The organism is Pseudomonas sp. 313 (assembly GCF_000316965.1).
Lineage (GTDB): Bacteria > Pseudomonadota > Gammaproteobacteria > Pseudomonadales > Pseudomonadaceae > Chryseomonas > Chryseomonas benzopyrenica.
Genome location: NZ_ANBZ01000047.1, coordinates 140,425 through 165,013, shown reverse-complemented (window position 1 = coordinate 165,013; position 24,589 = coordinate 140,425). Strand labels below are relative to the sequence as shown.

Below are 24,589 nucleotides of genomic sequence, written 5' to 3'. Positions count from 1 at the left end.
GACCACCACCACTGGAGAAACATCATGCCTAACGTAAACCAGCGCAGTAGCAATGCTCAGCCTATCACGCTCCACCCGGCCCTGGTGCAACGCTGCCAGGCCACCGCCCTGCTGGGCGAGGCGGTCATCCGCTACCAGGTCAGCCGCTCCAGCGGCGATCGCATCCACCTCCTCGCCCTGGCCAGCATGGCCAACACCCTCGGCGCGCTGACAGAGCAGGACGCCGATGTCATTAACCGAACTCTGGACCGCACCGGAGGCGCCCATTGAATACGACTTTCTTACTTATGGCTCAGTACGGGGGCGTCGCAGTCATTCCACTGGAACGCCTCTGCACCGACTACTTCAGCCACCTGACTCCGACAAAGCTCCGCAGCAAGATCGTCGCCGGCGTTATCGACCTGCCGCTGGTACGGATCGAGAACAGCCAGAAGGCCGCCCAGGGCGTGCACCTGACGGACCTAGCTCGTTACCTGGACGTGCAGCGTGAGCGGGCTGTCCGCGAGAACGACAAGCTGCACAACCGGGCAAGCTAGCGCGGGACGCGTGCGCCGAGCATCACCGGCGCCGCGATGATCCTTTCCAGCCAGGGCCATCCCGCATAGGGATCGCCCTGGCCTTTCAGGTGCGTATAGCGCCGCATCGAATTCCAGTCGCGATGGCCCGAGACGCTGGCCACGCGAGGAATGTCCCAGTCCATCTCGAACAGCCGGCTGACCCCATCGTGCCGCAGGTCGTGGAAGCGTAGATCCTGCAGGCCGAGAAACTGGCAGGCCTTGGTGAACGACGCAGAGATCGAATCACCGTTGTAAGGAAAGATCTCCTCGCACTCACGCGGCATCGACTGCAGGATGGCCCAGGCTTCGTCTGGGAGGTGGCACCAGACGTGGTTGCCGATCTTCTGCCCTGGGTTCTTCATGTCGCGCACGAGCACCGCCTGCCGGCGCTCGTCCACGTCGTCCCAGCGGATCCGGGTGATCTCTTCCTGACGGCGGGTGGAGAAGATGGCGAATGCGATTACCTTGGGCATGTTGATCGACGCCGGCCGGCGCCGCTGCATCTCGAAGAAGTACTCCAGCAGCAAATCCAGCTCCTCGGGCTCGGGACGCCGATCGCGCTCTTTGCTCTTGCTGATCATGCCCATTTTCTTGAGCACCCGCCGGGCATCGGCCATGGCGTGCGGATCGATCTCATAGCCCCACGCCGGCCGCGCGATCGACAGTACGGCCGCTAGGTGCGAAAGGTCGTTGCCTACCGTCTGCGCCTGCACCCCACCGCCTTCGGGCCCCATGCGCCACTGGCCATATTCCACCAGACGCTGGCTGGTGAGTTCTCGGTCATCAAGGTCACCGAGCCACGTCTCGCCAATGGCCTTCAACGTCGCCTCCTTGGTCCGGCCGAGCGTGGTACCAAACTGCTCCACATAGCGGGCGATCATCTGCTGGACCGTTGATCCCTTCCGCTTCGCACGCTCCAAGGCACCTGGCTGAGCAAGCTCAGTTTCTCGCTTTTTCAGCCACGCCTGCGCGGTCTGCTTCCGGTCGAAAGTCTGGCTTTCCTGATAGACTCGAACTCCATCCCGCATGATGCGGAGTTGGGCCGTATAGCCCGTGCTGCCATCCTTCCGGCGGCGTGACGTTATCGTCCCCATTTCGATTTGCTACATGACCGTTTGCGATTGCTACATTGTAGCAACGCACCTCTAAAAACCGTCTGAAATGTAGCAAAACGAGCCTAGAACAGACGTACCGAGATGCTTGCCGAAACCGCCTCAAACCCAGAAACCACGCGCCCTGAGCCGTCCCGCCGCTTTTCCGTGGCGCCCATGATGGACTGGACGGATCGTCACTGCCGTTATTTCCACCGACTGCTGTCCCAGCATGCCCTGCTCTATACCGAGATGGTCACCACCGGTGCCCTGCTGCATGGCGATGCCCAGCGGTTCTTGCGGCACGACGAGACCGAGCATCCCCTGGCGCTGCAGCTGGGCGGCAGCGTGCCGGCCGAGCTGGCCGCAGCGGCGCGGCTGGGTGAGCAGGCGGGGTATGACGAGATCAACCTGAACGTTGGTTGCCCCAGCGACCGGGTGCAGAACAACATGATCGGCGCCTGCCTGATGGCCTATCCCGAGCGGGTGGCCGACAGCGTCAAGGCGATGCGCGATGCCGTGGCCATCCCGGTGACGGTCAAGCACCGCATCGGCATCTCAGGGCGCGACAGCTACGAGGCGCTGCGGGACTTCGTCGGCCAGGTCGCGGACGCGGGTTGCCGCAGCTTCACCGTGCACGCGCGCATCGCCATCCTCGAAGGGCTGTCACCCAAGCAGAATCGCGAGATCCCACCGCTGCGCTACGACGTGGCCGCGCAGCTGGTGCAGGACTTCCCGGATCTCGAATTCATTCTGAATGGCGGCCTCAAGACCCTGGACACCTGTCGCGAGCACCTGGAGGTCTTCGATGGGGTAATGCTGGGTCGCGAGGCCTACCAGAATCCCTACCTGCTGGCCGAGGTGGACGCGGCGCTCTACGGTTGCGACCGTCCGCCACTGACTCGCCATGAGGTCATGCTGCGGCTGCGGCCCTATGTTGAGGCGCATCTGCAACAGGGTGGTCTCATCCACCACGTCACCCGCCATGTTCTGGGCCTGGCGCAGGGATTTCCCGGCGCGCGGCGCTTCCGGCAACTGCTGTCCACCGATCTGCATCGCAGCCCTGAACCGCTGCGCCTGTATGACGAGGCCACTGAACTTCTCAGAGGCCACTGAGTCACGTCTCCACGATGTCCATTCGTTAACCGAAGGAAAGACCTGCCATGAGCAAGCTGGAACAACTCAAGCAATACACCACGGTCGTCGCCGATACCGGCGATCTGGACGCCATCGCCCGCCTCAAGCCCTACGACGCCACCACCAATCCCTCGCTGCTGCTCAAGGCCGCTGCCCTGCCCCGCTACGAAGAACACCTGCAAGCCGCCTTCAGTGGCGCCGGCGGTGACATCGGCCTGGCCTGCGATCGCTTCGCCGTCGCCGTCGGTGGTGAGATCCTCAAGCTGATCCCCGGCCGCATCTCCACCGAGGTGGACGCGCGCCTGTCCTTCGACACCGGCGCCACCCTAGATCGCGCCCATCGCCTGATCGAGCTGTACGAGAAGGCCGGCATTGGCAAGGACCGCGTACTGATCAAGATCGCCTCCACCTGGGAAGGCATCCGCGCTGCCGAGCAACTGGAGAAGGAAGGTATCCAGACCAACCTGACCCTGCTGTTCTCCTTCGCCCAGGCCGCGGCCTGCGCCGACGCCGGTGTGTTCCTGATCTCGCCCTTCGTCGGTCGCATCTACGACTGGTACAAGAAGGCCGAAGGCCGTGACTACGAAGGCGCCGAAGACCCGGGCGTGAAGTCCGTGACCCGTATCTACCAGTACTACAAGGCCAATGGCTACGAGACCGTGGTGATGGGTGCCAGCTTCCGCAACCTGAACCAGATCGAGCAGCTGGCCGGCTGCGACCGCCTGACCATCAGCCCCGAACTGCTGCAGCAACTGTCGGAAGCCCAGGGCGACCTGCCGCGCGTACTGACCGCCTACAGCACCGGTGGCGAACCCAAGCAGCAGCTGAACGAGGCTGCCTTCCGCTGGGCGCACAACGAAGACGCCATGGCCACCGAGAAGCTGGCCGAAGGCATTCGCCAGTTCGCGCGGGATCAGGAAAAGCTGGAAGTGCTGCTGCCCGGCAAGCGCTAAGCCAGAGCGTGGTCAGTGCCTTTCGAGGGCACTGACCAGATCGCGAAAGGCATTGCGATTGGATTCATTGAGGCCCATCAACACCCGATGGGCTTCAAGCACGCGACTGCGCACCTCGGCTTCGGACTGATCCTGCGGTGGCAGGTCGGTCAGGCAATCCGGGCAAGGCAGGACCGTCTCGACGATATTGAACACCTGATCGAAACCCATGGAATCCAGCAGGCGCAGGATGTCCGGGTTGTTGGTGGTCAGCATGGGCAGCAGCCCGATGCGCTGCCGCGACAGGATCGACAGCTTGGCCAAGAGGCCCAGAGTGGTGCTGTCGATGCTCTGCGTCTCCGTCAGGTCAATGACGATGGACGAGAAATTCAACGACGAGAAGATGTGTTCGATGGTCGCGTCCAGCGCCGAGCACAGGGTCAGACGCACCTCGCCGGTAAACTTCAGGACGAAGGTGCCATCCTGCTCGGCAAATTGGATTTTTCCGGTGCTCATGCCAGGTTCCTGCTCAACACCAGCAAAGCGATATCGTCGGGCATCTCGGTAACGGACGCCAGATCCAGGGCTTCGCTCAGGCCTGCCAGTGTACCGCCGGCGCGGCGGACGTAATCGGGCAAGCTGTGTTCTTTCTCTTTCAAATTGTCTCCCGGCAGCAGGTCGAAGATGCCATCCGAAAAGAGGGTCAGGCTGAAACGCTCGGGCAGATCCATCTGGTGGTCATTGTAGGTCGCCTCCTGGAACAGTCCGACCGGCAGGCCCTTGCCTACCAGGAAGCGGGTTTCTTCCGGGGTATGCAGGACCGGCAAGGGCAGATGACCACCGATGCTGTACGCCAGGGTACCCGTGGTTTCGTCGATGACGCCACCCAGCATGGTCACGTGCTTGCCCAATTTGCAATCCAGTAGACCCCTGTTGATGTGACCGAGCACATCCGAGGGCTTGAATTCGGGCAGCGTGCCGTTGCGCTTGGACTCATAGAGCAGCCGCGTGGTCATGAATTTGAGCAGCACGGTCACGAAGGCCGACGAGGCGCCATGGCCGGAGACGTCGGCCAGGTAGAAGGCGACGCGGTGCTCGTCGATGCGAAAGTAGTCGACGAAATCGCCAGACAGGTACAGCGAGGGGATGATCTCGTGGGAGAAATGCAGCCCCTCGGTTTCCCAGGGCGTCACCGGCAACATGTTCATCTGCACGTGGCGCCCGGCGTTCTGGTCTTCCTGCAGGAGGCTCAGGCTGGCCTGCAGCTCGCGATTGGTGTTTTCCAGCTTGACCCGGTAGCGATCGTTTTCCAGGCGCAGGCGGGCGCGATCCAGCGCGCGATTGACCGAGTGCTCCAGCACCATCAGGTCTTCCAGCGGCTTGATCAGGTAATCGGCGGCGCCCAGGCGCAGGGCTTCCACGACGTCGCTCATGACGCCGGCGCCGGACAGCACCAGCACGGGCGTATCGATGGACAGCTCGCTGATGCGGCGCAGCAGCGTCAGTCCGTCGACCTGCGGCATGCGCAGGTCGCAGATGATGAGGTCAGGCTGTTCGCGCTCGAATATTTCCAGGCCCTGCTGGCCATTGCTGGCCTGCAGGACATTGAAGCCACTGTCTTCGAGATAGTCGGCGAGACTGAGGCGAACCACCTCGTCATCGTCAATGATCAGGAGCGTGGCAGGCGAATTAGACATAGAGGATCCAGGCATGCACCCGAACGGCAAACCGGCGGACACTATCCGACACGGGCCACGGTGATTACGACACGGCGGAGACACTACTCCCATCCACCGGGGCGTTCAAGCTTGCCAACCGGATGGAAATTCTTTACAGGGTGCCATTATGGAGTTTATACCTCCAGCAACCCGCCATCCATCCTCCCAAGCAGTAGGATTGCCATGAGTACCATTGACCGTTCTTACAGTGAAAAGCGCGACTTCATTCGCATGCACGTCGACTCCAAAGCCATACTGAAGGTCGGCGATGCCTCCTTCGAGGCACGCTGCGTCGATCTGTCCAGCACCGGTTTCCAGATCGAGGCCGCCACCAGCCTGCAGGTCGGCGACAAGGTGACCGTGCTCATTCCCTCCAGCCATGCCGAACTCCCCGGCCTGGAAGCCGATACCGAAGTTCTACGCGTCCAGGCGACGGACTCTGGCAAGCAGCTGCTCGGCCTGTCCGTGCTGGAAATGCGCTAGACGCTCCGATCCCCAATAAAAAAGGCAGCCCTGGGCTGCCTTTTTTATTGGGCCGGGACTAGAAATCGTCGACCACCTGACCATCCTTGACCTTGAATTCGCGGGTCTGCAAATAGGCGTTGCGAATGAACACGTACTTGTCCCCGGTGATCAGGCGCTCGGCCTGCAGGAGACCGGCCCGGGTATCGACGGTGCTGAGGGCGAAGGCGCTGTTGCGCACGGCGACGTCGTCCACATAGGGATAGGCGCTGGTGTAGCTGTCCGGGATGCGACCGAGGCCGTCACGCACGCTGCTGGGGCCGAAGAACGGCAGGACCAGGTAGGGACCGCTGGTGGCGCCCCACTTGCCCAGGGTCTGGCCGAAATCTTCGTCGTTGCGCTGCAGGCCGGCCTTGGTGGCCACGTCGACCAGGCCGAGGCCGCCCATCGTGGTATTCATCAACAGGCGCGCGGTGTCGACCCCGGCGTGCTCGATCTTGCCTTGCAACAGGTTGTTGGCCAGGTTGCGCACGTCACCCAGGTTGTTGAAGAAGTTGCTCACGCCGGTCTGCACGAAGCCAGGCGTGAAGCGCTGATAGCCCTGGGCGACCGGCTTGAGGGCATAGGTATCCAGGGTATCGTTGAACACGAAGATCTTGCGGTTGAAGCCTTCCCAGGGATCGGGATTCTCGGCTTCGGCCGCCATGGCCTGACCGGCAAAGGTCAGGGCCGTTGCAAGGAGCGCTCCCCAGACCCTGGAACCACGTCGCTCGACCATCATCGCTTCTCTCCTCGTTGCACTCAGACGCCTGAAAGGCGCCGATTATAGTCATAGCTTTGCCACTTTGGCTTAGGGCCAGGCGCTATCCCTCGATCTTTGACCCGCCGTTGCGGTCAAAGAATCCGAACACAGGAGAAACGCCCATGACCACCTCTCATCTGCAGGAACAACTCGACCACCTTCGCCACCAGCTGGACCAGGATCCGCCCGCCTCGCCCGAGGATCGGGAAGAACTGGAACTGCTGATCCGGGACATCGAATTCCAGCTGGCCAACGAAGATGCCACCCGGGATGGCAGCCTGGTCGAAGGCGTCAATCTGGCCGTGGAGCGGTTCGAAGTCAGTCACCCGACCATGGCCGGCACGCTCCGCTCGATCATGAACAGCCTGAGCAGCATGGGCATCTGATCACTGCCGGACGTAACGCTCCGCGGCGGGCTGGGTGGCCTCACTGCTTCGGTAGGGATTGATATCCAGTCCGCCACGCCGCACATAGCGGGCGAACACGGTCAGCTTCGTCGGCTTCAGCAGCCGCCACAGATCCAGATAGATGCGCTCGACGCACTGCTCGTGGAAATCCGCATGTTGGCGGAAGGCGACCAGGTAGCGCAGCAGGCTCGCCGGTTCCAGGGCCAGGCCCTCTTCGTACTCGACCACCACGGTGCCCCAGTCCGGCTGACCGGTGACCGGGCAGTTCGACTTGAGCAGGTGGCTGTAAAACCTCTGACTATCCCGCGCTTCGCCCACGTTCAGCAGTTCGGCCTGTGGGTGGGCATAGCGATCCAGACTGACATCCAGATCGTCGAGGCACTGGCCATTCGGGCGCTGGACACCACGGGCCGCCCAATCATCCAAGGACATCAGGTTGACGCCAACGGGACCACCAGCCGCGGCGCTCAGGTCTTTGACCAGCACGGCTTCGAGTTCGGCCATGCTGGCGAACACCGACTGGTTCAGAGAGTTGAGGTACAGCTTGAACGACTTGGATTCAATGATGTTCGGCGAATCGGCCGGGATAGCGAACTCGGCAATGGCCACCACCGGCTTGCCGGAAGGCAGCAACCAGGACAGCTCGTAGCAGGTCCAGACATCCACCCCGCGAAACGGCAGATCCTGCCCGTCCAGGCCTAGTTCCGCCCACTTGGGCGCGCGCGGGATCGGATAGAGCAGCGATGGCGCATATTCGCTGACGTACTCGGTGCTTTTGCCCAGGGGCGATTGTTCTACGCTATGCATGACGCTCAGACACTCAATGACGCATGCCGCGCCCGCTCACGAGCAGACGGATGCTGACCAGATAAAGCACGACCACGGCGAACAGCATGAAGGCGATCGCCACCCCAATGCGGATGTCGGACACCCCGAGGATGCCGTAGCGGAAGGCGTTGACCATGTGCAGGATCGGATTGACCAGGGACACCTTCTGCCAGAAGGCCGGCAGCAGGTCGATGGAATAGAAGACCCCGCCCAGGTAGGTCAGGGGCGTCAGCACGAAGGTCGGCACGATGGAGATGTCGTCGAAGTTGCGCGCGTAGACGGCGTTGATGAAGCCGCCCAGGGCAAAGATCGCCGCGGTAAGGACGATCACCAGCAGCATGATGCCCAGGTGGTGCACCTGCATGTTGGTGAAGAACAGCGATAGCAGGCTGACGATGGCGGCCACGGCCAGGCCGCGCAGGATGCCGCCCATGGCATAGCCGATGAGGATCACATGCGGCGACACGGGCGAAACCAGCAGCTCTTCCACGGAGCGCTGGAACTTGCTGCTGAAGAAGCTGGAGACCACGTTGCTGTAGGCGTTGGTGATCACCGACATCATGATCAGGCCCGGCACGATGTACTGCATGTAGGTGAAGCCACCCATGCCACCGATACGATTGCCGATCAGGTTCCCGAAGATCACAAAGTACAGGACCATGGTGATCGCCGGGGGCAGCAGCGTCTGTGCCCAGATACGGGTGAAGCGGCGCACTTCGCGATGGACGATGGTCCGCAGCGCCACCATGTTGGCTTGGAATTCGGTACTCATCGGGCGACCTTGGCTAGATTCTTTTCCACCAGGGAGACGAACAGCTCCTCCAGGCGATTGGCTTTGTTTCTCAGGCTCTGGACCTGGATGCCGGCGGCGTCCAACTGGCGGAACAGGGCGTTGACCCCACTGGCCTTGTCGATCTGCACCTCGAAGGAGTGATCGCCCAACAGCTTGGCCGGATAGCCGTCCAGCTGCGGCGCCGCCGTCAGCGGCTGGACCACATCGACGATGAAGGTCTCGACGTTGAGCTTCTGCAGGAGCTTGCGCATGCTGGTGTGCTCGACCAGCTCGCCATGGTCGATGATGGCGATGTTGCGGCAGAGATGCTCGGCCTCTTCGAGGTAGTGGGTGGTGAGGATGATGCTGGTTCCCTGCCTGTTCAGTTCGGTGAGGAAGCTCCACATGGAGCGCCGCAGCTCAATGTCGACCCCGGCGGTGGGTTCGTCGAGGATCAGCAGGCGCGGTTTGTGGATCAGGGCGCGAGCGATCATCAGGCGACGCTTCATGCCGCCAGAGAGCATGCGCGAAGGCGTATCGCGTTTGTCCCACAGCCCGAGCTGGGTGAGGTACTCCTCGGCGCGCTCACCGGCGATGCGTGCGGGAATACCGTAGTAGCCAGCCTGGGTGACGACGATGTCGAAGGCCTTCTCGAACTGGTTGAAGTTGAACTCCTGGGGCACCACGCCCAGGCAGCGCTTGAGGCCCGCGGGATCCTTGTCCAGGTCGTTGCCGAACACGGATACCTCGCCGCCGGACTTGTTGACCAGGGTCGAGAGAATGCCGATGGTGGTCGACTTGCCCGCCCCGTTCGGACCGAGCAGCGCGAAGAAATCACCTTCGACCACATCGAGGTCGATCCCCTTGAGGGCGGTGAAGCCGTTGTTGTAGGTCTTGGTCAGACCGCGAATGGAGAGAGCTAGACTCATGTGCCTCCCGGCAAGAACTGATTCGCAAAGAAAAGTGCTACTTCCTATAACCCCGGCGGCGGGCAAAGGTTCGATCCTAGTCGAACCAGACAACGTCGGACAGTGCCCCTATACTGCGCAGCCGCTTTTTCAGGAGACATTCATGGCCACTTCCTATCTCGCCCACCACGTCGCCCTCCTCGCCCAGCTGCGTGCGGTCTTGGCCGACGTCGGCGCGGCTGAGCAGGTGCCCTCGGAGAACCACGCGCTGTTCCTCGACCGCTTCGACGAGCTGGTCGCCGGATTGCCGCAGGCGCCCGAGGAATACGCCTATCTCGGCCAGGACCTGCTCAGCCAGATCTTCAGCCGCTATCCGCAGATCGCCCATCGGGTGCCGCGCGACCTGCTGTGGTTCTTTGGCGGCGACTGCCTGCACTTCATGCCGGACGAGGAGCTGGCGCTCTATCAGCGGCTGGACGAGCGTCGTCATGAGGCGGAATCCCGCGGCGAAGTCTTCGACTGGGCGCAGGAGCAGCGCCTGATGGCCCTGCCGGAAGACGCAGCGCGTCACTGAAACGTCGAAGGGCTATCGATCGGTTCGATAGCCCTTCGCGACCGCCAGGACGCCAGGCTACCTAGTAGTAGGCGTTTTCGCGGTTGGTGTGGTCGGTGACGTCGCGCACGGCGGTGAGCTCGGGGATCCGCTCCAGCAGGGTGCGCTCGACGCCATCCTTGAGGGTCAGATCGACCTGACCACAGCCCTGGCAACCGCCACCGAAGCGCAGCACGGCCACGTTGTCGTCGACGATATCCACCAGGCTGACCATGCCACCGTGGCTGGCGAGCCCCGGATTGATCTCGGTCTGCAGGTAGTAGTCGACACGCTCGTTGAGCGGGCTGTCCTCGTTGACCATGGGCACCTTGGCGTTGGGCGCCTTGATGGTCAGCTGGCCGCCCATGCGGTCGGTGGCGTAGTCCACCAGGGCGTCTTCCAGGAAGGGCTGGCTGACGGCATCGAGGTAAGCGGTAAAGCTCTTCAGGCCGATGGGCTGGTCATCGGGCTTCTCCTCGCCGGGCTTGCAATAGGCGATGCAGGTCTCGGCGTACTGGGTGCCGGGCTGGGTAATGAAGATGCGGATACCGATCCCGGGGGTATTCTGCTTTTCCAACAGGTCGGCCAGGTAATCCTGAGCCGCGTCGGTAATGATGATGGCGCTCATGGTCACTCCTCAACAGGTGTGACAAGTTTACGCCACCCTACTCCTCGACGAAAGCCCTAGTGAAACAGTCGGATAATCGTCTCAATCCAGACGCTGAACGAAGCTGGTGACCCTATTGCGCCCGGCATGCTTAGACTCGTAGAGCGCCTTGTCCGCCTGCTGGATCATCTGCTCGTGATTGCCCAGGGGCACCGACAGATCGGTGAGGCCAATGCTGATGGTGAAGGCGATGGGCGTTCCCAGCACATCGAGACGCATCGCCTCCACCGCTTCGCGCAGGCGCTCGGCGAGTAGTCGCGCGCCTTCTACACCCGTGTCGAGCAGCACCACGCCGAATTCCTCGCCACCGTAGCGTCCGGCGATGTCGGCGTTGCGCACATGGGTCTTGATCACCCCGGCCAGCGCCTTGATCGCCTGATCGCCAACGGCGTGGCCATGGGTGTCGTTGATGCGTTTGAAGTGATCGATGTCGAGCATCATCAGCGCCAGGCGGCCGCCATAGCGCTGGTGCCGGGCGAATTCCTCGGTGAGGCGTTCCTCCCAGTAGCCACGGTTGGCCAGCCCGGTGAGGCGATCGGTGCGCGACAGCTCCTGCAGCTTGTCGTTGGACAGCTCCAGTTGCCGCTTGTTGATGGCGACATCGGTGACGTCGTAGATCACCACGCAGATATGGGCGATGGCCCCGGTGGAATCGCGTAGCGGCAGCAGGGTCACGTTCTGGTACATGAAGGCTTCCACGCCGGTGATCGGCTGGTAGCTCTTGAAGTGGACCAGATAGGGTCGCTGTTCCCAGATGGAAAAGGCCCGGGTGCCCAGCAGGACCACGCTTTCGGCCTTGGCGCGAAACCAGGCCTCGTCGATTTCGGCGAAGACCGCGAACAGCGACTGCTGGCTGACCTCGCTGAGGATCCGCCCGGAATGGTTTTCCATGAAGCTGTTCCAGACCTCGATACGGTAGTCGAGGTCCAGCACCACCACGCCGACATCGATGTTCTGCACGATGTCCAGCAGCCAGTGGAGTTCGTTGATATCGATCTGTGCGGCCATGCTCAACTCATCAGGTAGCCGATCTTGCGGGTGATGCGCTTCACCGAATCCTCGGTGAACAGCAGCAGCAGATCGAAGTGGACGTTATGGCCTTCCAGGCTGTAGCTGAGTTCGACCGCCAGGGTCTTCTTCCAGCGCGTCTTGTTGACGACGATGAGCTCGTCGATGGATGCGTGGTGGCCGAGGATGGTCGGATGGCCCTGGGAAAAGCGGATGTCGAACTGCTCGGCGATCCCGGCCAGGCAGGCGCCGATGATGATGCTCGACAGATCCAGCAGCATCTCAATGTCGCCGGACTCCCCCGCCTCGCGCCAGCGCACCAGGCGCGCCATGTCGTCGAATTCAGAGTCGTGGAAGATCAGCAGCGCCTCGCCGGCGATGCCCTCGCCGATGTAGCCCTGGCATACTGCGCTGAGGCGATCCTCGCGCTGCGCATCCACCAGCGTCATGTGCAGCTCGCTGACTTCCAGGATGTTGACATTGGGAATGGGCAACTGGACGAAGACATCCAGCGCCTTGGCCAGCAGGGCCCCGGCGCGACCCATGGAGACGTTGACCACCTCGCGGAAGGCATCGCGGAAACTGACTTCCAGCTCCGGACGCGCGATGGGTTCCGCCGGAGTCGTCGGGCTTGGGCTATAGATACCGTGGCGCTGGAGCACCGTGGCCAGTTCGGTGGGATCGGCCGGCTTGCGGATGAAGTCCAGAGCGCCCAGCTCGCGCACCCGTGCCACCGCCTGTTCCTGGACATCGCCGGAGACGACGATCACCTTGACCGCCAGACCCTCGTTGCGAATCGCCGCCAGGGTGCCATAGCCATCCAGGATCGGCATGGTCAGGTCCAGCAGCATCACCTGGCCCAGCCCCTGACGCAGCGCCGTGAGGGCTTCCTCGCCATTAGTGGCCTGGGTGATGGATACCCCCCAACCTTCGGGCAGGGAGCGAACCAGCTGCTTGCGCGCCATGTTCGAGTCGTCGCATATCACCAGAGGAATCACGGCCACCTTCCATGACGCAGTTTTGACGCACAGTAAACGTCGGTCATCTGTCAGTAAAGCAGCACTTCGGGCGCTTGTCCGCCGCCCGCTCTAGATCGCTAAGCATCCCTGGCATGAAAGACTCGCCGACCCTTCATGAGCGCTGCTCATCATGGATCACTGCCGATACCGGGGCGGGCGCCGGCTTTTGCTATGCTGCCACCCTTTGTCCAGCGTCTCTTCATCTCTGTGGAATGCCCATGACCGATCGTAGCTCTCGCCTCGCCGCCCTCCGCCACGCCCTCGCGCAGCGCATCCTCATCCTCGACGGCGGCATGGGCACCATGATCCAGAGCTATCGCCTGGAGGAAGCGGACTACCGCGGCAGGCGTTTCGCCGACTGGCCGAGCGACGTCAAGGGCAACAACGACCTCTTGCTGCTGACCCAGCCGAAGATCATCGCCGAGATCGAAAAGGCCTACCTGGATGCCGGCGCCGACATCCTGGAAACCAACACCTTCAATGCCACTCGGGTCTCTCAGGCCGACTACGGCATGGAAGAGATCACCTATGAGCTGAACCTGGCCGGTGCCCGGGTCGCTCGTGAAGTGGCCGACGCCAAGACCCTGGAGACCCCGGATCGCCCGCGCTTCGTCGCCGGGGTGCTCGGCCCGACCAGCCGGACCTGCTCCATCTCTCCGGACGTCAACAACCCCGGCTATCGCAACGTCACCTTCGACGAGCTGGTGGAAAACTACACCGAGGCCACCCGCGGCCTGATCGAGGGCGGCGCCGACCTTATCCTGATCGAGACCATCTTCGACACCCTCAATGCCAAGGCGGCGATCTTCGCCGTCCAGGGCGTGTTCGAAGAGGTCGGCATCGAATTGCCGATCATGATCTCCGGCACCATCACCGACGCTTCCGGCCGCACCCTCTCCGGCCAGACCACCGAGGCCTTCTGGAACTCGGTACGCCACGCCCAGCCGATTTCCGTCGGCCTCAACTGCGCCCTGGGCGCCAAGGAACTGCGGCCCTACGTCGAGGAATTGGCGACCAAGGCCGATACCTTCGTCTCCGCCCACCCCAACGCCGGCCTACCCAACGCCTTTGGGGAATACGACGAAAGCTCCGAGCAGATGGCGGCGGTGGTCGAGGAGTTCGCCGCCAGCGGCCTGCTCAACATCGTCGGCGGCTGCTGCGGCACCACCCCGGCGCATATCCAGGCCATCGCCGAGGCCGTCGCCAGGCATGCCCCGCGCCAGCTGCCGGAGATTCCCAAGGCCTGCCGCCTCTCCGGCCTGGAACCCTTCACTGTCAGCCGCGAGTCCCTGTTCGTCAACGTCGGCGAGCGCACCAACATCACCGGCTCGGCCAAGTTCGCCCGGCTGATCCGCGAAGAGAACTATGCCGAGGCCCTGGAAGTGGCCCAGCAGCAGGTAGAAGCCGGCGCCCAGGTCATCGACATCAACATGGACGAAGGCATGCTGGACTCGCAGGCGGCCATGGTCACCTTCCTCAACCTGATCGCCTCCGAGCCGGACATTTCCCGGGTGCCAATCATGATCGACTCCTCCAAGTGGGAGGTGATCGAGGCCGGCCTCAAGTGCATCCAGGGCAAGGGCATCGTCAACTCCATCTCCATGAAGGAAGGCGTCCAGGCCTTCATCCATCACGCCAAGCTGTGTAAGCGCTATGGCGCGGCGGTGGTGGTCATGGCCTTCGACGAAGACGGGCAGGCCGACACCGAGGCGCGCAAGAACGAGATCTGCGCCCGCTCCTACGACATCCTGGTCAACCAGGTCGGCTTTCCGCCGGAAGACATCATCTTCGACCCCAACATCTTCGCCGTGGCGACGGGGATCGAGGAGCACAACAACTACGCGGTCGACTTCATCAACGCCTGCGCCTATATCCGCGACAACCTGCCCTACGCCCTGACTTCCGGCGGTGTGTCCAACGTCTCCTTTTCCTTCCGCGGCAACAACCCGGTACGCGAGGCCATCCACTCGGTCTTTCTCTACCACGCCATCCAGAACGGCCTGACCATGGGCATCGTCAACGCCGGTCAGCTGGAGATCTACGACGAGATCCCGGCCGCCCTGCGCGAGCGGGTCGAGGACGTGGTGCTCAACCGCACCCCGGCTGGCACCGACGCCCTGCTGGCCATCGCCGACGACTACAAGGGCGGCGGCGCGGTCAAGGAAGCCGAGACCGAGGAATGGCGCGGCCTGCCGGTGGACAAGCGACTGGAGCATGCCTTGGTCAAGGGCATCACCACCTATATCGTCGAGGACACCGAAGAGTGCCGCCAGCAGTGCGCGCGGCCCATCGAGGTCATCGAAGGTCCGCTGATGAGCGGCATGAACGTGGTCGGCGACCTGTTCGGCTCGGGTAAGATGTTCCTGCCGCAGGTGGTCAAGTCCGCCCGGGTGATGAAACAGGCGGTGGCCCACCTGATTCCCTTCATCGAGGCGGAGAAAGGCGACAAGCCCGAGGCCAAGGGCAAGATCCTCATGGCCACGGTCAAGGGCGACGTCCACGACATCGGCAAGAACATCGTCGGCGTGGTGCTGGGTTGCAACGGCTACGACATCGTCGACCTGGGTGTCATGGTCCCGGCGGAAAAGATCCTGCAGACCGCCATCGCCGAGAAGTGCGACATCATCGGTCTGTCGGGCCTGATCACCCCCTCACTGGACGAGATGGTCCACGTCGCCAAGGAGATGCAGCGCCAGGGCTTCACCCTGCCGCTGATGATCGGCGGCGCCACCACCTCCAAGGCCCATACCGCGGTCAAGATTGAGCCGCAGTACCGGAACGATGCCGTGGTCTATGTCACCGACGCCTCACGCGCCGTGGGTGTGGCCACCCAGTTGCTCTCCAAGGAACTCAAGGCCGGCTTCGTCGAGCGCACCCGCGCCGACTACGTCGAGGTGCGCGAGCGCACCGCCAATCGCAGCGCCCGCACCGAACGCCTGTCCTACGCCAAGGCCGTCGCCAACAAGCCGGCCTTCAACTGGCTCGGCTACCAGGCGCCCAAGCCCAGCTTCACTGGCACCCGGGTGTTGGAAGACATCGATCTGGCGGTGCTGGCCGAGTACATCGACTGGACCCCCTTCTTCATCTCCTGGGACCTGGCCGGCAAGTACCCACGCATCCTCACCGACGAGGTGGTGGGTGAAGCCGCCACTGCATTGTTCCACGACGCCCAGGCCATGCTCAGCAAGCTGATCGACGAGAAACTGATCAAGGCCCGCGCCGTGTTCGGCTTCTGGCCGGCCAACCAGGTCCGTGACGATGACCTGGAAGTCTATGGCGAGGACGGCCAGCCGCTGGCCATCCTGCACCACCTGCGCCAGCAGACCATCAAGCCCGAGGGCAAGCCCAACCTGTCTCTGGCCGACTTCGTCGCGCCCAAGGAAACGGGCGTGACCGACTACATGGGCGGCTTCATCGTCACCGCTGGTATCGGCGCCGAGGAACTGGCCAAGGACTACGAGCGCAAGGGCGACGACTACAACTCGATCATGGTGAAAGCCTTGGCCGACCGCCTCGCCGAAGCCTGTGCCGAATGGCTGCACGAGCGGGTGCGCAAGAAACACTGGGGCTATGCCGCGGACGAGACCCTGGACAACGAGGCGTTGATCCGCGAGCAGTACAAGGGCATCCGCCCTGCCCCCGGCTACCCGGCCTGCCCCGATCACACCGAGAAGGCTACCCTCTTCAAGCTGCTGGATCCCGAGGCCAGCTTCAACGAGGCCGGTCGCAGCGGGGTCTTCCTCACCGAGCACTACGCCATGTTCCCGGCAGCAGCGGTCAGCGGCTGGTACTTCGCCCATCCCGAGGCCCAGTATTTCGCCGTGGGCAAGATCGACAAGGATCAGGTGGGCAGCTACACCGAGCGCAAGGGTCAGGAGCTGGCGGTGACGGAGCGGTGGTTGGCGCCGAATTTGGGGTACGACAACTAAGCTGGCAGACGCCTCAGGTAACAAAAACGCGGCCCTTTTCGCTGGCGTCCCTACTAGGGTGTAGGGACTTCCAACGACGAGGACAGCGTGCCCATGAAAGGTCTCACCCTAGCTGCCGGCAGTCTCCTGCTCAGTCTCGCCACCCTGAACGCCAATGCCGCACCCCAGGCTCTCTCCCAGGATCAGTGGCCCTTCACGGCCACGCCCAGGGCCACCTTGGACGCACCCTGGGCCATCGCCTTCCTGCCGGACGGCACGGCCCTGGTCACCGAGAAAGGTGGGGTGCTCAAACACCTGAACGTGCAGACCGGCAAGGCCCAGGACATCAGCGGCGTGCCCAAGGTGGTCGCCGCCGGCCAGGGCGGGCTGGGCGATGTCATCCTGCATCCACAGTACGCCAGCAACCGGCTGATCTACCTGAGCTATGCCGAGGCCAGCGAAGGCGACACCCAGGGTGCTGCGGTCGCCCGGGCCAAGTTGAAGCTGAACACCGACGGCAGTGGTTCGCTCAGCGAGCTCAAGGTGATCTGGCGCCAAACGCCTAAGGTCAGTGGCAACGGCCACTATGGCCATCGGATGAGATTCGGGCCAGACGGCAAGCTGTGGATCACCTCAGGCGAGCGGCAGAAATTCACACCTGCCCAAGATATGACCAGCAATCTTGGAAAGATCGTTCGGATTAATGAGGACGGACGAGTACCTCTAGATAATCCATTCGCCGACAAAGGCGGCGTAGCGGCACAGGTCTGGTCGCTGGGCCATCGCAATCCGCTGGGTATCGCCTTCGATGCCCAAGGCCGGCTGTGGGAACAGGAGATGGGTCCCCAGGGCGGTGACGAGCTGAATCTGATCCAACGCGGCGGCAACTACGGCTATCCCGAGGTCTCCAACGGCGATCACTATGGCGGCAAGCCGATCCCGGATCACTCGACCAACCCGGAATTCATCCCGCCCAAGATCACCTGGACGCCGGTGATCTCCCCCGCCGGCTTGATGATCTACGAGGGCAATCGCTTCCTGGCCTGGAAGGGCAATGCCTTCATCGGCGGGTTGTCGTCCAAGGCGCTGGTACGGATCGAACTCAAGGGCGAAGAGGCGCGCGAAGTCGAGCGCTATGCCATGGGCACGCGCATCCGTGACGTCGAGGAAGGGCCCAACGGCAGTCTCTGGGTCTTGGAAGACGGTGCCAACGCCCGGCTGCTGGAGTTGCAGCCGAAATAGCCGCCAGGGTCACCCAGGGACGGGTGACCGTTGTCTCAACGCAGCTCGGAAGGCGAGCGGCGGACGATCTTGATCGAGTGCTTGATCTCGGGCTTGCGGGTCACGCTGATGGGTCGCTTGGTCACGGTGTCCAGGGTGATGTTCCAGAAGCCGGTGCTGGGTACGGTGATGCGCGCCGGAAAGGTGTCGAAGGCGCCGCCATGATAGGTGTGGCGGCCGCCATTCTTGAAGCTGCGGAAATTGGCATCGTTCATCAGGCGGATGTTGCACACCCCCGAACTCTGGATGACGACCAGGTCGCCCTCGTTGAGATGCTCGCGCTGGTGGATGAACTTCATGACGGGTCCTCGTCTTGCAAAGGACTAGGATAGCATCCCTGCCCTGTCCTATTATCGCCGCCCGCCCTCGACCTGCCCTTTTCCCATGCGTATTTCCGATGTCGTCCAGTTGCTCGCCGATGCCGGCGCCAAGCCCAAGCACAGTGCCCGTATCCTGCGCGCCTGGTGCCAGGGACTGCCCCTGGATATCGGCACGCGGCGCCAGCAGGCGGAAAACTTCCTGCCGCTGGAGGTGCGCCATGCCATCCCCGCACTGACCGAGCGCCTGGAGGGTTTGGCCCGGGTGACCTCGGAGCATCCGGGGGCCGACGGTTCGGCGCGGATGCTGGTGACCCTGGGCGATGGCCAGGCGGTGGAAAGCGTGCTGCTGCCGCGTGATGGACTCTGCGTGTCGTCCCAGGTCGGCTGCGCGGTGGGCTGCGTCTTCTGCATGACCGGCAAGAGCGGCCTGCTGCGCCAGGTGGGCAGTGCCGAGATCGTCGCCCAAGTGGCCCTGGCGCGACGCATCAGGCCGGTCAAGAAGGTGGTCTTCATGGGCATGGGCGAGCCGGCGCACAACCTGGACAACGTGCTGGAAGCCATCGACCTGCTGGGAACCGCCGGCGGTATCGGCCATCGCAATCTGGTGTTTTCCACCGTCGGCGATCCGCGGGTGTTCGAGCGACTGCCCCAGCAGGCGGTCAGGCCGGCGCTGGCGCTGTCGCTGCACAGCACCAATGCCGAGCGCCGGGCCCGGCTGCTGCCCAAGGCGCCCCGCTACGAACCGGGCGAGCTGATCGAACAGGGTGAAGCCTATGCCCGACTGATCGGCTATCCGATCCAGTACCAGTGGACGCTGCTCGCCGGCATCAACGACAGCCAGGAGGAGATGGATGAACTGCTGCGGCTGATGAAGGGCAAATACGGCGTGCTCAACCTGATTCCCTACAACAGCCTGGAAGTGGACGACTACCAGCGCCCCGACGGCGAGCGCATCGTGCAGATCGTGCGCTACCTGCATAGCCGCGGCCTGCTGACCAAGGTGCGCAATTCCGCGGGCCAGGATGTCGATGGCGGCTGTGGCCAGTTGCGCGCCCGTGCCGAGGTGCTACGCCCCGTACGCGTCAGCGCCTGACCGATCGTCCCGCGCCTGGCCCCGCCTATCAGATGCGGCGGAACGCCAGGCCTGGCGCCCTCTCAGAGTGCACTCGCACCATTCAGAGGGAAGCTTTTTCCATGCAGGATCGCATCAAACGCCACGACCCCTTCATCGCCGGTCTGAAGGAACGCCTGCCCGAAGCGCTGCGTGAGACCTTTACCGAGGAGCAACTGGAAGCCCTCAAGCTGGCCTTCGGCACCCGCAGCTGGGGCAAGCACAGCGTCGATCTGCGCGGCACCGTCAAGTTCTGGCATCGCCGTTACTACTTCGTCTTCCTCGCCGGTCGCAACTATCGTCAGCTCTCGCGCCTGGAGCAGGAATTGTCCCTGCTGGGCAAGGCAACGGTGCTGGCGGCGATTCTGCTGGCCTGCGGCCTGGTGGGTCTGGTGCTGCTCTATCTGCTCAAGTCGGCGCTGGGCATCGATATCTTTCCCGACTACTCCTTCGGAGTTTGGACCTGGTTCAAGGGTCTATTCGAGTAGCACGGATTCGCTGGACCCCGGCAGGGAGGCTTGCCCCTTGGGAGACCTCCTATGCCCCACCTGAATCGCCGCCGGACCCTCGGCCTGCTGGCTGCCAGTGCCGCCCTGCCCCTACTGGGCGGCTATCCACTCAACGCCGTTGCGGCAGATGACGAATACCTCGCCCTGGTCGAGAAGGAAGCCCCCGGTGTCGGCTTCTATCGCCTGGCCGATGGCAAGCGCGTCGGCAGCCTGGAATTGCCCGAGCAACCCCATGAGATCGTCGCCGACCGTCAGGGTCGCTATGCCTATGTCGGCCAGTATGGCGTCAAGAGCTGGCAGGCGCCCGGCGAAGGCGGTCACCAGGTCAGCGTGATCGATCTCGCCGAGCGCCGGCTGGTAAGGTCCATCGACCTGTCGCCCTACCACCGCCTGCACGGCATGCGCCTGGACGACCAGGGTCGCCTCTATGTGCTCAGCGAGACCGATTCGCTGCTCATTCGCTTCGACCAGCCCGCCACCGCCGAATCACCCAGTCAGATCGTCCCGGTCGGCGGCACGCGCAGCCACTACTTCGTGCTGACCCGCGATGGGCGGCGTGCCTATGTCGCCGATACCCTGAGCGGCCTGGTTATCCTGGTGGATGCGCACAATCCCGCCGTCCTGCCGGTGAAGAAGTATCTTGGTCAGGCGCCAGAAGGCTGCTGCCTGAGTCCGGACGAGCGGACGTTCTATGTGCTGGACCGGTTCGCCGGCATCCTCCATGCGCTGGATGCCCGCGACCTCGCGCCGCTCCGCCAGGTCAAGCTGCGCGGCGAGGCGGTGCGCGTGGCCGCCTTACCGGATGGCCGCCTGCTGGTCTCCAACCTGGCGGACAAGAGTCTTTCGCTGCTGCGGCCCGATACCCTCGCGGAAGTCGCCTATCTGCCCATGGGCAGCGCCGTGCCAGGTCTCAATCTCGATCCCCGCGGCGAGCGCCTGTTCGCCGCCCTGGAGGACAACCAGCTGGCGGTGGTCGATCTGCGCAACTGGCGGGAGATCCGCCGCTTCGCCACCGGCAAGGCCCCGGACACTGCCGTGGTCTTCCAGGGCTGACGCTCGCCTGCACCCCGATCCGCTGCCAACCAGTCGGCGGATCCGCAAGGCACGAGAATCATCCGCATTTAACAATCTGAATCATTGTGATACAAATCACCGACCTCCGGGCGCCTTCGCGCCCCTTCGCTTATGTCGGTGATAGCTTCCATGCTCGTTCCCTTTCTGATCATGCTCCGCGAAGGCATCGAAGCGGCGCTCATCGTTGGCATCATCGCCAGCTATCTGCAACGCACCGGTCGCGGTCACTGGATGCCCGCGGTCTGGATCGGCGTGATGCTGGCCGCCGCCCTGTCGCTGTTCGTCGGCGCCGGCCTGCAACTGGCCAGCGCCGAATTTCCGCAGCGTCAGCAGGAACTGTTCGAAGCGGTGGTAGGCCTGGCGGCCACGGCCATCCTCACCTCCATGGTGTTCTGGATGCGCAAGGCGGCGCGTTCGATCAAGACCGAGCTGCACGACTCCCTGGAAAACGCCCTGTCCGCGTCACGCAACCAGGTCTACGCCCTGATCGGCATGGTCTTCCTGGCGGTCGCCCGCGAGGGCCTGGAAACCGTGTTCTTCCTGCTCGCGATCTTCCAACAGAGCGCCAGCCCTGGTGCGCCCCTGGGCGCCCTGCTGGGCCTCATCATCGCCATCGCGGTGGGCTATGGCCTCTATACCGGCGGCGTGCGGCTGAACCTCGGAAAATTCTTTCGCTTCACCGGTCTATTCATCCTCTTCGTGGCGGCCGGCCTGTTCACCAACTCAGTCAAGGCCCTGCATGAAGCCGGGCTGTGGAATGCGCTGCAGCAGGTGGTCTTCGACTGGAGCCATGTGCTGCCCGCCGACGGCCCGGTCGGTACGGTCCTGGCCGGTATGTTCGGTTACCAGGACACCCCCACGGTCAGCACCCTTGGCGCCTATCTGCTGTTCCTGGCGGTCACCCTGCCGCTGTTCTTTCGCACCCCGGCGGCGCCCCAGCGTCCTGTCGTAACCACCCCTGCCTCGCTGGAGCGCCCGTCTTGAACAACACCAACTCCCATTCGCCAAAGCCAGGCTCCACGGCCATGCGCCTGGCCGTGATCGGCTCCGCGACCTTGCTGGTCGTGGCGGCCGCCGCCTTCTACTACGCCTCGCGCTCGGCCGGTCAGCGCCATGCCGAGGTGGGTGACGGTGAGGTCAGAGTCGAGATTCTGGCCAATCGCTGCGAGCCCAATGCCCTGGAGGTGCCTGCCGGGCCGGCGCGTTTCCGTATCATCAACCGCTCGGACCGTGCGGTGGAGTGGGAAATCCTCGATGGCGTCCTGGTGGTCGAGGAGCGCGAGAACATCGCCCCCGGTCTCAGCCAGGTCATCAACGCCACCCTGGCCCCCGGCGACTACGCCATCACCTGCGGCCTGCTGAGCAATCCGCGCGGCACCCTGAAGGTACTCCCGACCGCCGCCTCGGAAGCCGCCAGCAAGGCCGGTCCGACCCTGACCCAGTTCGTCGGCCCGCTGTCGGAATACCGCGTCTACCTGAATAAGCAGAGCCGCCTGCTGCTGCAGGACATCGCTAACCTGCAGCAGGCGCTGGCCGCGGGCGACCTGGAGCAGGCCCGCGCCGCCTATGCCGCTGCCCGCCTGCCCTACCAGCGTCTGGCGGCGACCGCCCAGCGCTTCGCCGAGGTGGACAATCGCCTCAATGCCCGAGCCGACTACTACGAACAGCGCGAACAGGATCCGGCCTTCGGTGGCTTCCATCGCCTCGAACAAGGGCTATTCGCGGGCAACAGCACCCAAGGGCTGGGGCCGGTCGCCGACCGCCTGCAGCAGGACGCCGCCGCGCTGCGCGACGCCTTGCTCGGTCAGTCGCTGCCACCGGAGCAACTCAGCGGCAACGCTGCACGCCTGCTGCACAACCTGGCCAGCACCCGGATCTCGGGCGAGGAAGAGCGCTATAGCCAGCTTGTCCTGCCTGGATTCGCCGCCAACCTGGAGGGCACGCGCAAAGTGATCGAGTTGCTGCGCCCGCTACTGGGCAAGGGCCACCCCGAACTGCAGCAACGCCTGGACACCCAGGCTGACGCCCTTGCCGCGGCCCTGGGCGATGTCCACCGCCCCTACTCTTCCCTGTCCCCTGACGATCGCCAGCGCATCGCCGCCGCGGCCCAGGCGCTGGCCGATTCCCTCGACCAGGTCGCCCCGGCCCTGGGCCTTGCCGCCACCAAGACCACGCCATGAAGAAGTCCGCTCCCGATCAGCCCAATATCGAACGTCGCCGCCTGCTGGGTGGCCTCGGCGCCGCCAGCGTGGCCCTGGCCGGTGCCGGGCTCTGCCCGATGCACGCCCGGGCGGCCAGCACCGCCGAGGTGACCCGTGCCCCCGGCAGCGCCAATACCCATCAGCGCCAGGCGTTCCTTGGCCTGCACCAGAGCGGCATCGTCACCCCACGGCCGGCGGCCGGAATGATCGTGGCCTTCGATGTGCTGGCCAGCGATCGCGAGGACCTGGAACGCCTGCTGCGCACCCTCGACGAGCGCATCCGCTTTCTCATGCAGGGTGGTCCGGTGCCGGAGGTCGACCCCAAATTGCCGCCGTTGGATTCCGGCATCCTTGGTCCGGTGGTGACGCCGGACAATCTCACCATCACCGTCTCCGTCGGCGAGTCCCTGTTCGATGACCGCTTCGGCCTGAGCGCGATCAAGCCGCGGCAGCTGCAGCGCATGAACGGCTTTCCCAACGACGCCCTGGAAGCGGACTGCTGCCATGGCGATCTCTGCCTGCAGTTCTGCGCCAACACCCCGGACACCAACATCCACGCCCTGCGCGACATCCTGAAGAACCTGCCGGATCTCCTGGCGATCCGCTGGAAGCAGGAAGGCAGCGTGCCGGTGCAGGATCCGCCGCCCGGCCAGCCCGCCGAGAGCGCGCGCAACTTCCTCGGCTTCCGCGACGGCTCGGCCAACCCGGATTCCACCGACCAGCAGGCGATGGACCGGATCGTCTGGGTCCAGCCCGGCAGCGGCGAACCGGCCTGGGCGGCCCAGGGCAGCTACCAGGCGGTGCGCATCATCCGCAATTTCGTCGAGCGCTGGGATCGCACCCCGCTGCAGGAGCAGGAAGCCATCTTCGGTCGGCGCAAGGCCAGTGGCGCGCCCATGGCCGGCGGTCACGAGACCGACGTGCCGGACTACGCGAGCGACCCCAAGGGCAAGGTCACCCCGCTGGACGCCCATATCCGCCTGGCCAATCCCCGCACCCCGGAGAGCCAGCGCAACCTGATCCTGCGCCGCCCCTTCAACTACTCCAACGGCGTGCGCAAGAATGGCCAACTCGACATGGGCCTGCTGTTCATCGCCTACCAGGCCGACCTGGAACAGGGCTTCATCGCCGTGCAGAAGCGGCTGGATGGCGAGCCCCTGGAGGAATACATCAAGCCCATCGGCGGCGGCTACTTCTTCGTCCTGCCAGGCATCACCGATCCAAAGGACTACCTCGGCCGCAGCCTGCTGGCAGCCGCACCGCTTTAAACCCTCGACAGGAGAAG

26 protein-coding genes are annotated in these 24,589 nt (G+C 63.8%); 15 read left to right on the top strand and 11 right to left on the bottom strand.

Annotation, left to right across the window (positions count from 1 at the left end; translation table 11 throughout):
- Window positions 1-24: 24 nt before the first annotated feature.
- Together C722_RS0111245 and C722_RS0111240 are read left to right on the top strand one after the other, a co-directional pair.
- The gene (locus C722_RS0111245) at window positions 25-270 is read left to right on the top strand and encodes a hypothetical protein (protein WP_017640591.1); all 246 of its coding nucleotides are present in this window, start codon (window positions 25-27) and stop codon (window positions 268-270) included.
- Window positions 267-536: a pyocin activator PrtN family protein gene (locus tag C722_RS0111240; protein ID WP_017640590.1), complete on the top strand. Its 270-nt coding sequence runs from the start codon at window positions 267-269 to the stop codon at window positions 534-536. Before C722_RS0111245 ends, C722_RS0111240 begins: the two co-directional genes overlap by 4 nt.
- Here the strand turns inward: C722_RS0111240 and C722_RS0111235 are convergent.
- The gene (locus tag C722_RS0111235; RefSeq protein WP_026083788.1) at window positions 533-1,651 is read right to left on the bottom strand and encodes a tyrosine-type recombinase/integrase; all 1,119 of its coding nucleotides are present in this window, start codon (window positions 1,649-1,651) and stop codon (window positions 533-535) included. The two genes, C722_RS0111240 and C722_RS0111235, sit on opposite strands and share 4 nt — an antisense overlap.
- 102 nt (window positions 1,652-1,753) lie before the next feature.
- Between C722_RS0111235 and dusA the strand changes: the two genes are divergently transcribed.
- Both dusA and tal read left to right on the top strand, forming a co-directional pair.
- Complete coding sequence (dusA, locus tag C722_RS0111230; RefSeq protein ID WP_081594581.1) at window positions 1,754-2,764, top strand: tRNA dihydrouridine(20/20a) synthase DusA; 1,011 nt, start codon at window positions 1,754-1,756, stop codon at window positions 2,762-2,764.
- A gap of 47 nt (window positions 2,765-2,811) precedes the next feature.
- Window positions 2,812-3,738: a transaldolase gene (gene tal / locus C722_RS0111225; RefSeq protein WP_017640587.1), complete on the top strand. Its 927-nt coding sequence runs from the start codon at window positions 2,812-2,814 to the stop codon at window positions 3,736-3,738.
- Window positions 3,739-3,750: 12 nt separating this feature from the next.
- Here tal and rssC read toward each other — a convergent pair whose 3' ends face one another.
- Both rssC and rssB read right to left on the bottom strand, forming a co-directional pair.
- Window positions 3,751-4,233 carry an anti-sigma factor antagonist RssC gene (gene rssC / locus C722_RS0111220; protein WP_007158388.1) on the bottom strand — a complete coding sequence of 161 codons (483 nt, stop codon included), beginning with the start codon at window positions 4,231-4,233 and terminating at the stop codon, window positions 3,751-3,753.
- Window positions 4,230-5,414 carry a two-component system response regulator RssB gene (rssB, locus tag C722_RS0111215; protein WP_017640586.1) on the bottom strand — a complete coding sequence of 395 codons (1,185 nt, stop codon included), beginning with the start codon at window positions 5,412-5,414 and terminating at the stop codon, window positions 4,230-4,232. The genes rssC and rssB overlap by 4 nt, the downstream gene beginning before the upstream one ends.
- Window positions 5,415-5,618: 204 nt before the next feature.
- Here rssB and C722_RS0111210 point away from each other — a divergent pair, with 204 nt between their 5' ends.
- On the top strand, window positions 5,619-5,918 hold the full coding sequence (locus C722_RS0111210; protein ID WP_017640585.1) for a PilZ domain-containing protein: 300 nt from the start codon (window positions 5,619-5,621) through the stop codon (window positions 5,916-5,918).
- A 58-nt stretch (window positions 5,919-5,976) separates the two neighbouring features.
- On the opposite strand, the gene C722_RS0111205 is transcribed toward C722_RS0111210, so the two are convergent.
- Complete coding sequence (locus C722_RS0111205; RefSeq protein ID WP_157225825.1) at window positions 5,977-6,603, bottom strand: VacJ family lipoprotein; 627 nt, start codon at window positions 6,601-6,603, stop codon at window positions 5,977-5,979.
- Between the two features lie 218 nt (window positions 6,604-6,821).
- On the opposite strand from C722_RS0111205, the gene C722_RS0111200 reads away from it, so the two are divergent.
- Window positions 6,822-7,085, top strand: a complete 264-nt coding sequence (locus tag C722_RS0111200) for a DUF4404 family protein (RefSeq protein ID WP_017640583.1) — start codon at window positions 6,822-6,824, stop codon at window positions 7,083-7,085.
- On the opposite strand, the gene queF is transcribed toward C722_RS0111200, so the two are convergent.
- From queF to C722_RS0111185, 3 genes are read right to left on the bottom strand one after another with little or no spacing between them, the layout of a single operon-like run.
- Entirely contained in the window at window positions 7,086-7,913 is an 828-nt protein-coding gene (gene queF / locus C722_RS0111195) for an NADPH-dependent 7-cyano-7-deazaguanine reductase QueF (protein WP_017640582.1), read from the bottom strand. It abuts the gene before it with no gap.
- 13 nt (window positions 7,914-7,926) lie between these two features.
- Window positions 7,927-8,706, bottom strand: a complete 780-nt coding sequence (locus C722_RS0111190) for an ABC transporter permease (protein ID WP_017640581.1) — start codon at window positions 8,704-8,706, stop codon at window positions 7,927-7,929.
- A complete protein-coding gene (locus C722_RS0111185) occupies window positions 8,703-9,635 on the bottom strand; it encodes an ABC transporter ATP-binding protein (protein WP_017640580.1) in 933 nt (310 codons plus the stop codon). Before C722_RS0111185 ends, C722_RS0111190 begins: the two co-directional genes overlap by 4 nt.
- 142 nt (window positions 9,636-9,777) lie before the next feature.
- Between C722_RS0111185 and C722_RS0111180 the strand changes: the two genes are divergently transcribed.
- Window positions 9,778-10,188: a PA2817 family protein gene (locus tag C722_RS0111180; protein WP_017640579.1), complete on the top strand. Its 411-nt coding sequence runs from the start codon at window positions 9,778-9,780 to the stop codon at window positions 10,186-10,188.
- 61 nt (window positions 10,189-10,249) lie between these two features.
- Here C722_RS0111180 and nfuA read toward each other — a convergent pair whose 3' ends face one another.
- The 3 genes from nfuA to C722_RS0111165 all read right to left on the bottom strand — a co-directional run bounded on the left by nfuA (window position 10,250) and on the right by C722_RS0111165 (window position 12,885).
- Window positions 10,250-10,834 carry a Fe-S biogenesis protein NfuA gene (nfuA, locus tag C722_RS0111175; protein WP_017640578.1) on the bottom strand — a complete coding sequence of 195 codons (585 nt, stop codon included), beginning with the start codon at window positions 10,832-10,834 and terminating at the stop codon, window positions 10,250-10,252.
- An 81-nt stretch (window positions 10,835-10,915) separates the two neighbouring features.
- Window positions 10,916-11,881, bottom strand: a complete 966-nt coding sequence (locus C722_RS0111170; RefSeq protein ID WP_017640577.1) for a diguanylate cyclase — start codon at window positions 11,879-11,881, stop codon at window positions 10,916-10,918.
- A gap of 2 nt (window positions 11,882-11,883) precedes the next feature.
- Entirely contained in the window at window positions 11,884-12,885 is a 1,002-nt protein-coding gene (locus C722_RS0111165; RefSeq protein WP_085984306.1) for a response regulator, read from the bottom strand.
- 227 nt (window positions 12,886-13,112) lie between these two features.
- On the opposite strand from C722_RS0111165, the gene metH reads away from it, so the two are divergent.
- Both metH and C722_RS0111155 read left to right on the top strand, forming a co-directional pair.
- Window positions 13,113-16,829 carry a methionine synthase gene (gene metH / locus C722_RS0111160; RefSeq protein ID WP_177323654.1) on the top strand — a complete coding sequence of 1,239 codons (3,717 nt, stop codon included), beginning with the start codon at window positions 13,113-13,115 and terminating at the stop codon, window positions 16,827-16,829.
- A gap of 93 nt (window positions 16,830-16,922) precedes the next feature.
- Window positions 16,923-18,050 (top strand): PQQ-dependent sugar dehydrogenase, encoded by a 1,128-nt coding sequence (locus C722_RS0111155; RefSeq protein WP_017640574.1) that lies wholly within the window; start codon window positions 16,923-16,925, stop codon window positions 18,048-18,050.
- A 35-nt stretch (window positions 18,051-18,085) separates the two neighbouring features.
- Here the strand turns inward: C722_RS0111155 and C722_RS0111150 are convergent, their stop codons facing one another.
- Window positions 18,086-18,388, bottom strand: a complete 303-nt coding sequence (locus tag C722_RS0111150; protein WP_017640573.1) for a DUF1883 domain-containing protein — start codon at window positions 18,386-18,388, stop codon at window positions 18,086-18,088.
- A gap of 85 nt (window positions 18,389-18,473) precedes the next feature.
- On the opposite strand from C722_RS0111150, the gene C722_RS0111145 reads away from it, so the two are divergent.
- The 6 genes from C722_RS0111145 to efeB all read left to right on the top strand — a co-directional run bounded on the left by C722_RS0111145 (window position 18,474) and on the right by efeB (window position 24,572).
- Window positions 18,474-19,502, top strand: a complete 1,029-nt coding sequence (locus tag C722_RS0111145) for an RNA methyltransferase (protein WP_017640572.1) — start codon at window positions 18,474-18,476, stop codon at window positions 19,500-19,502.
- 101 nt (window positions 19,503-19,603) lie between these two features.
- Window positions 19,604-20,008, top strand: coding sequence for a hypothetical protein (locus C722_RS0111140; RefSeq protein ID WP_017640571.1), 405 nt, complete (start codon window positions 19,604-19,606; stop codon window positions 20,006-20,008).
- Window positions 20,009-20,059: 51 nt separating this feature from the next.
- Window positions 20,060-21,082 (top strand): YncE family protein, encoded by a 1,023-nt coding sequence (locus tag C722_RS0111135; protein ID WP_017640570.1) that lies wholly within the window; start codon window positions 20,060-20,062, stop codon window positions 21,080-21,082.
- A gap of 150 nt (window positions 21,083-21,232) precedes the next feature.
- Complete coding sequence (gene efeU / locus C722_RS0111130; protein WP_017640569.1) at window positions 21,233-22,087, top strand: iron uptake transporter permease EfeU; 855 nt, start codon at window positions 21,233-21,235, stop codon at window positions 22,085-22,087.
- 41 nt (window positions 22,088-22,128) lie between these two features.
- Complete coding sequence (gene efeO, locus C722_RS0111125) at window positions 22,129-23,283, top strand: iron uptake system protein EfeO (protein ID WP_037063713.1); 1,155 nt, start codon at window positions 22,129-22,131, stop codon at window positions 23,281-23,283.
- Window positions 23,280-24,572 (top strand): iron uptake transporter deferrochelatase/peroxidase subunit, encoded by a 1,293-nt coding sequence (gene efeB, locus C722_RS0111120; RefSeq protein WP_017640567.1) that lies wholly within the window; start codon window positions 23,280-23,282, stop codon window positions 24,570-24,572. Before efeO ends, efeB begins: the two co-directional genes overlap by 4 nt.
- Window positions 24,573-24,589: the final 17 nt, after the last annotated feature.

Excerpts from the sequence above, each read along its gene's own strand:
- rssB (WP_017640586.1), bottom strand. The coding sequence starts at position 5,414 with ATGTCTAATTCGCCTGCCACGCTCCTGATCATTGACGATGACGAGGTG.
- metH (WP_177323654.1), top strand. The coding sequence starts at position 13,113 with ATGCCCATGACCGATCGTAGCTCTCGCCTCGCCGCCCTCCGCCACGCC.
- C722_RS0111200 (WP_017640583.1), top strand. The coding sequence starts at position 6,822 with ATGACCACCTCTCATCTGCAGGAACAACTCGACCACCTTCGCCACCAG.
- C722_RS0111205 (WP_157225825.1), bottom strand. The coding sequence starts at position 6,603 with ATGGCGGCCGAAGCCGAGAATCCCGATCCCTGGGAAGGCTTCAACCGC.
- C722_RS0111155 (WP_017640574.1), top strand. The coding sequence starts at position 16,923 with ATGAAAGGTCTCACCCTAGCTGCCGGCAGTCTCCTGCTCAGTCTCGCC.
- dusA (WP_081594581.1), top strand. The coding sequence starts at position 1,754 with ATGCTTGCCGAAACCGCCTCAAACCCAGAAACCACGCGCCCTGAGCCG.
- C722_RS0111180 (WP_017640579.1), top strand. The coding sequence starts at position 9,778 with ATGGCCACTTCCTATCTCGCCCACCACGTCGCCCTCCTCGCCCAGCTG.
- C722_RS0111185 (WP_017640580.1), bottom strand. The coding sequence starts at position 9,635 with ATGAGTCTAGCTCTCTCCATTCGCGGTCTGACCAAGACCTACAACAAC.
- C722_RS0111150 (WP_017640573.1), bottom strand. The coding sequence starts at position 18,388 with ATGAAGTTCATCCACCAGCGCGAGCATCTCAACGAGGGCGACCTGGTC.
- efeO (WP_037063713.1), top strand. The coding sequence starts at position 22,129 with ATGCGCCTGGCCGTGATCGGCTCCGCGACCTTGCTGGTCGTGGCGGCC.
- C722_RS0111210 (WP_017640585.1), top strand. The coding sequence starts at position 5,619 with ATGAGTACCATTGACCGTTCTTACAGTGAAAAGCGCGACTTCATTCGC.
- C722_RS0111235 (WP_026083788.1), bottom strand. The coding sequence starts at position 1,651 with ATGGGGACGATAACGTCACGCCGCCGGAAGGATGGCAGCACGGGCTAT.
- rssC (WP_007158388.1), bottom strand. The coding sequence starts at position 4,233 with ATGAGCACCGGAAAAATCCAATTTGCCGAGCAGGATGGCACCTTCGTC.
- C722_RS0111190 (WP_017640581.1), bottom strand. The coding sequence starts at position 8,706 with ATGAGTACCGAATTCCAAGCCAACATGGTGGCGCTGCGGACCATCGTC.
- efeU (WP_017640569.1), top strand. The coding sequence starts at position 21,233 with ATGCTCGTTCCCTTTCTGATCATGCTCCGCGAAGGCATCGAAGCGGCG.
- C722_RS0111170 (WP_017640577.1), bottom strand. The coding sequence starts at position 11,881 with ATGGCCGCACAGATCGATATCAACGAACTCCACTGGCTGCTGGACATC.
- efeB (WP_017640567.1), top strand. The coding sequence starts at position 23,280 with ATGAAGAAGTCCGCTCCCGATCAGCCCAATATCGAACGTCGCCGCCTG.
- queF (WP_017640582.1), bottom strand. The coding sequence starts at position 7,913 with ATGCATAGCGTAGAACAATCGCCCCTGGGCAAAAGCACCGAGTACGTC.
- C722_RS0111140 (WP_017640571.1), top strand. The coding sequence starts at position 19,604 with ATGCAGGATCGCATCAAACGCCACGACCCCTTCATCGCCGGTCTGAAG.
- C722_RS0111135 (WP_017640570.1), top strand. The coding sequence starts at position 20,060 with ATGCCCCACCTGAATCGCCGCCGGACCCTCGGCCTGCTGGCTGCCAGT.
- C722_RS0111245 (WP_017640591.1), top strand. The coding sequence starts at position 25 with ATGCCTAACGTAAACCAGCGCAGTAGCAATGCTCAGCCTATCACGCTC.
- tal (WP_017640587.1), top strand. The coding sequence starts at position 2,812 with ATGAGCAAGCTGGAACAACTCAAGCAATACACCACGGTCGTCGCCGAT.
- nfuA (WP_017640578.1), bottom strand. The coding sequence starts at position 10,834 with ATGAGCGCCATCATCATTACCGACGCGGCTCAGGATTACCTGGCCGAC.
- C722_RS0111145 (WP_017640572.1), top strand. The coding sequence starts at position 18,474 with ATGCGTATTTCCGATGTCGTCCAGTTGCTCGCCGATGCCGGCGCCAAG.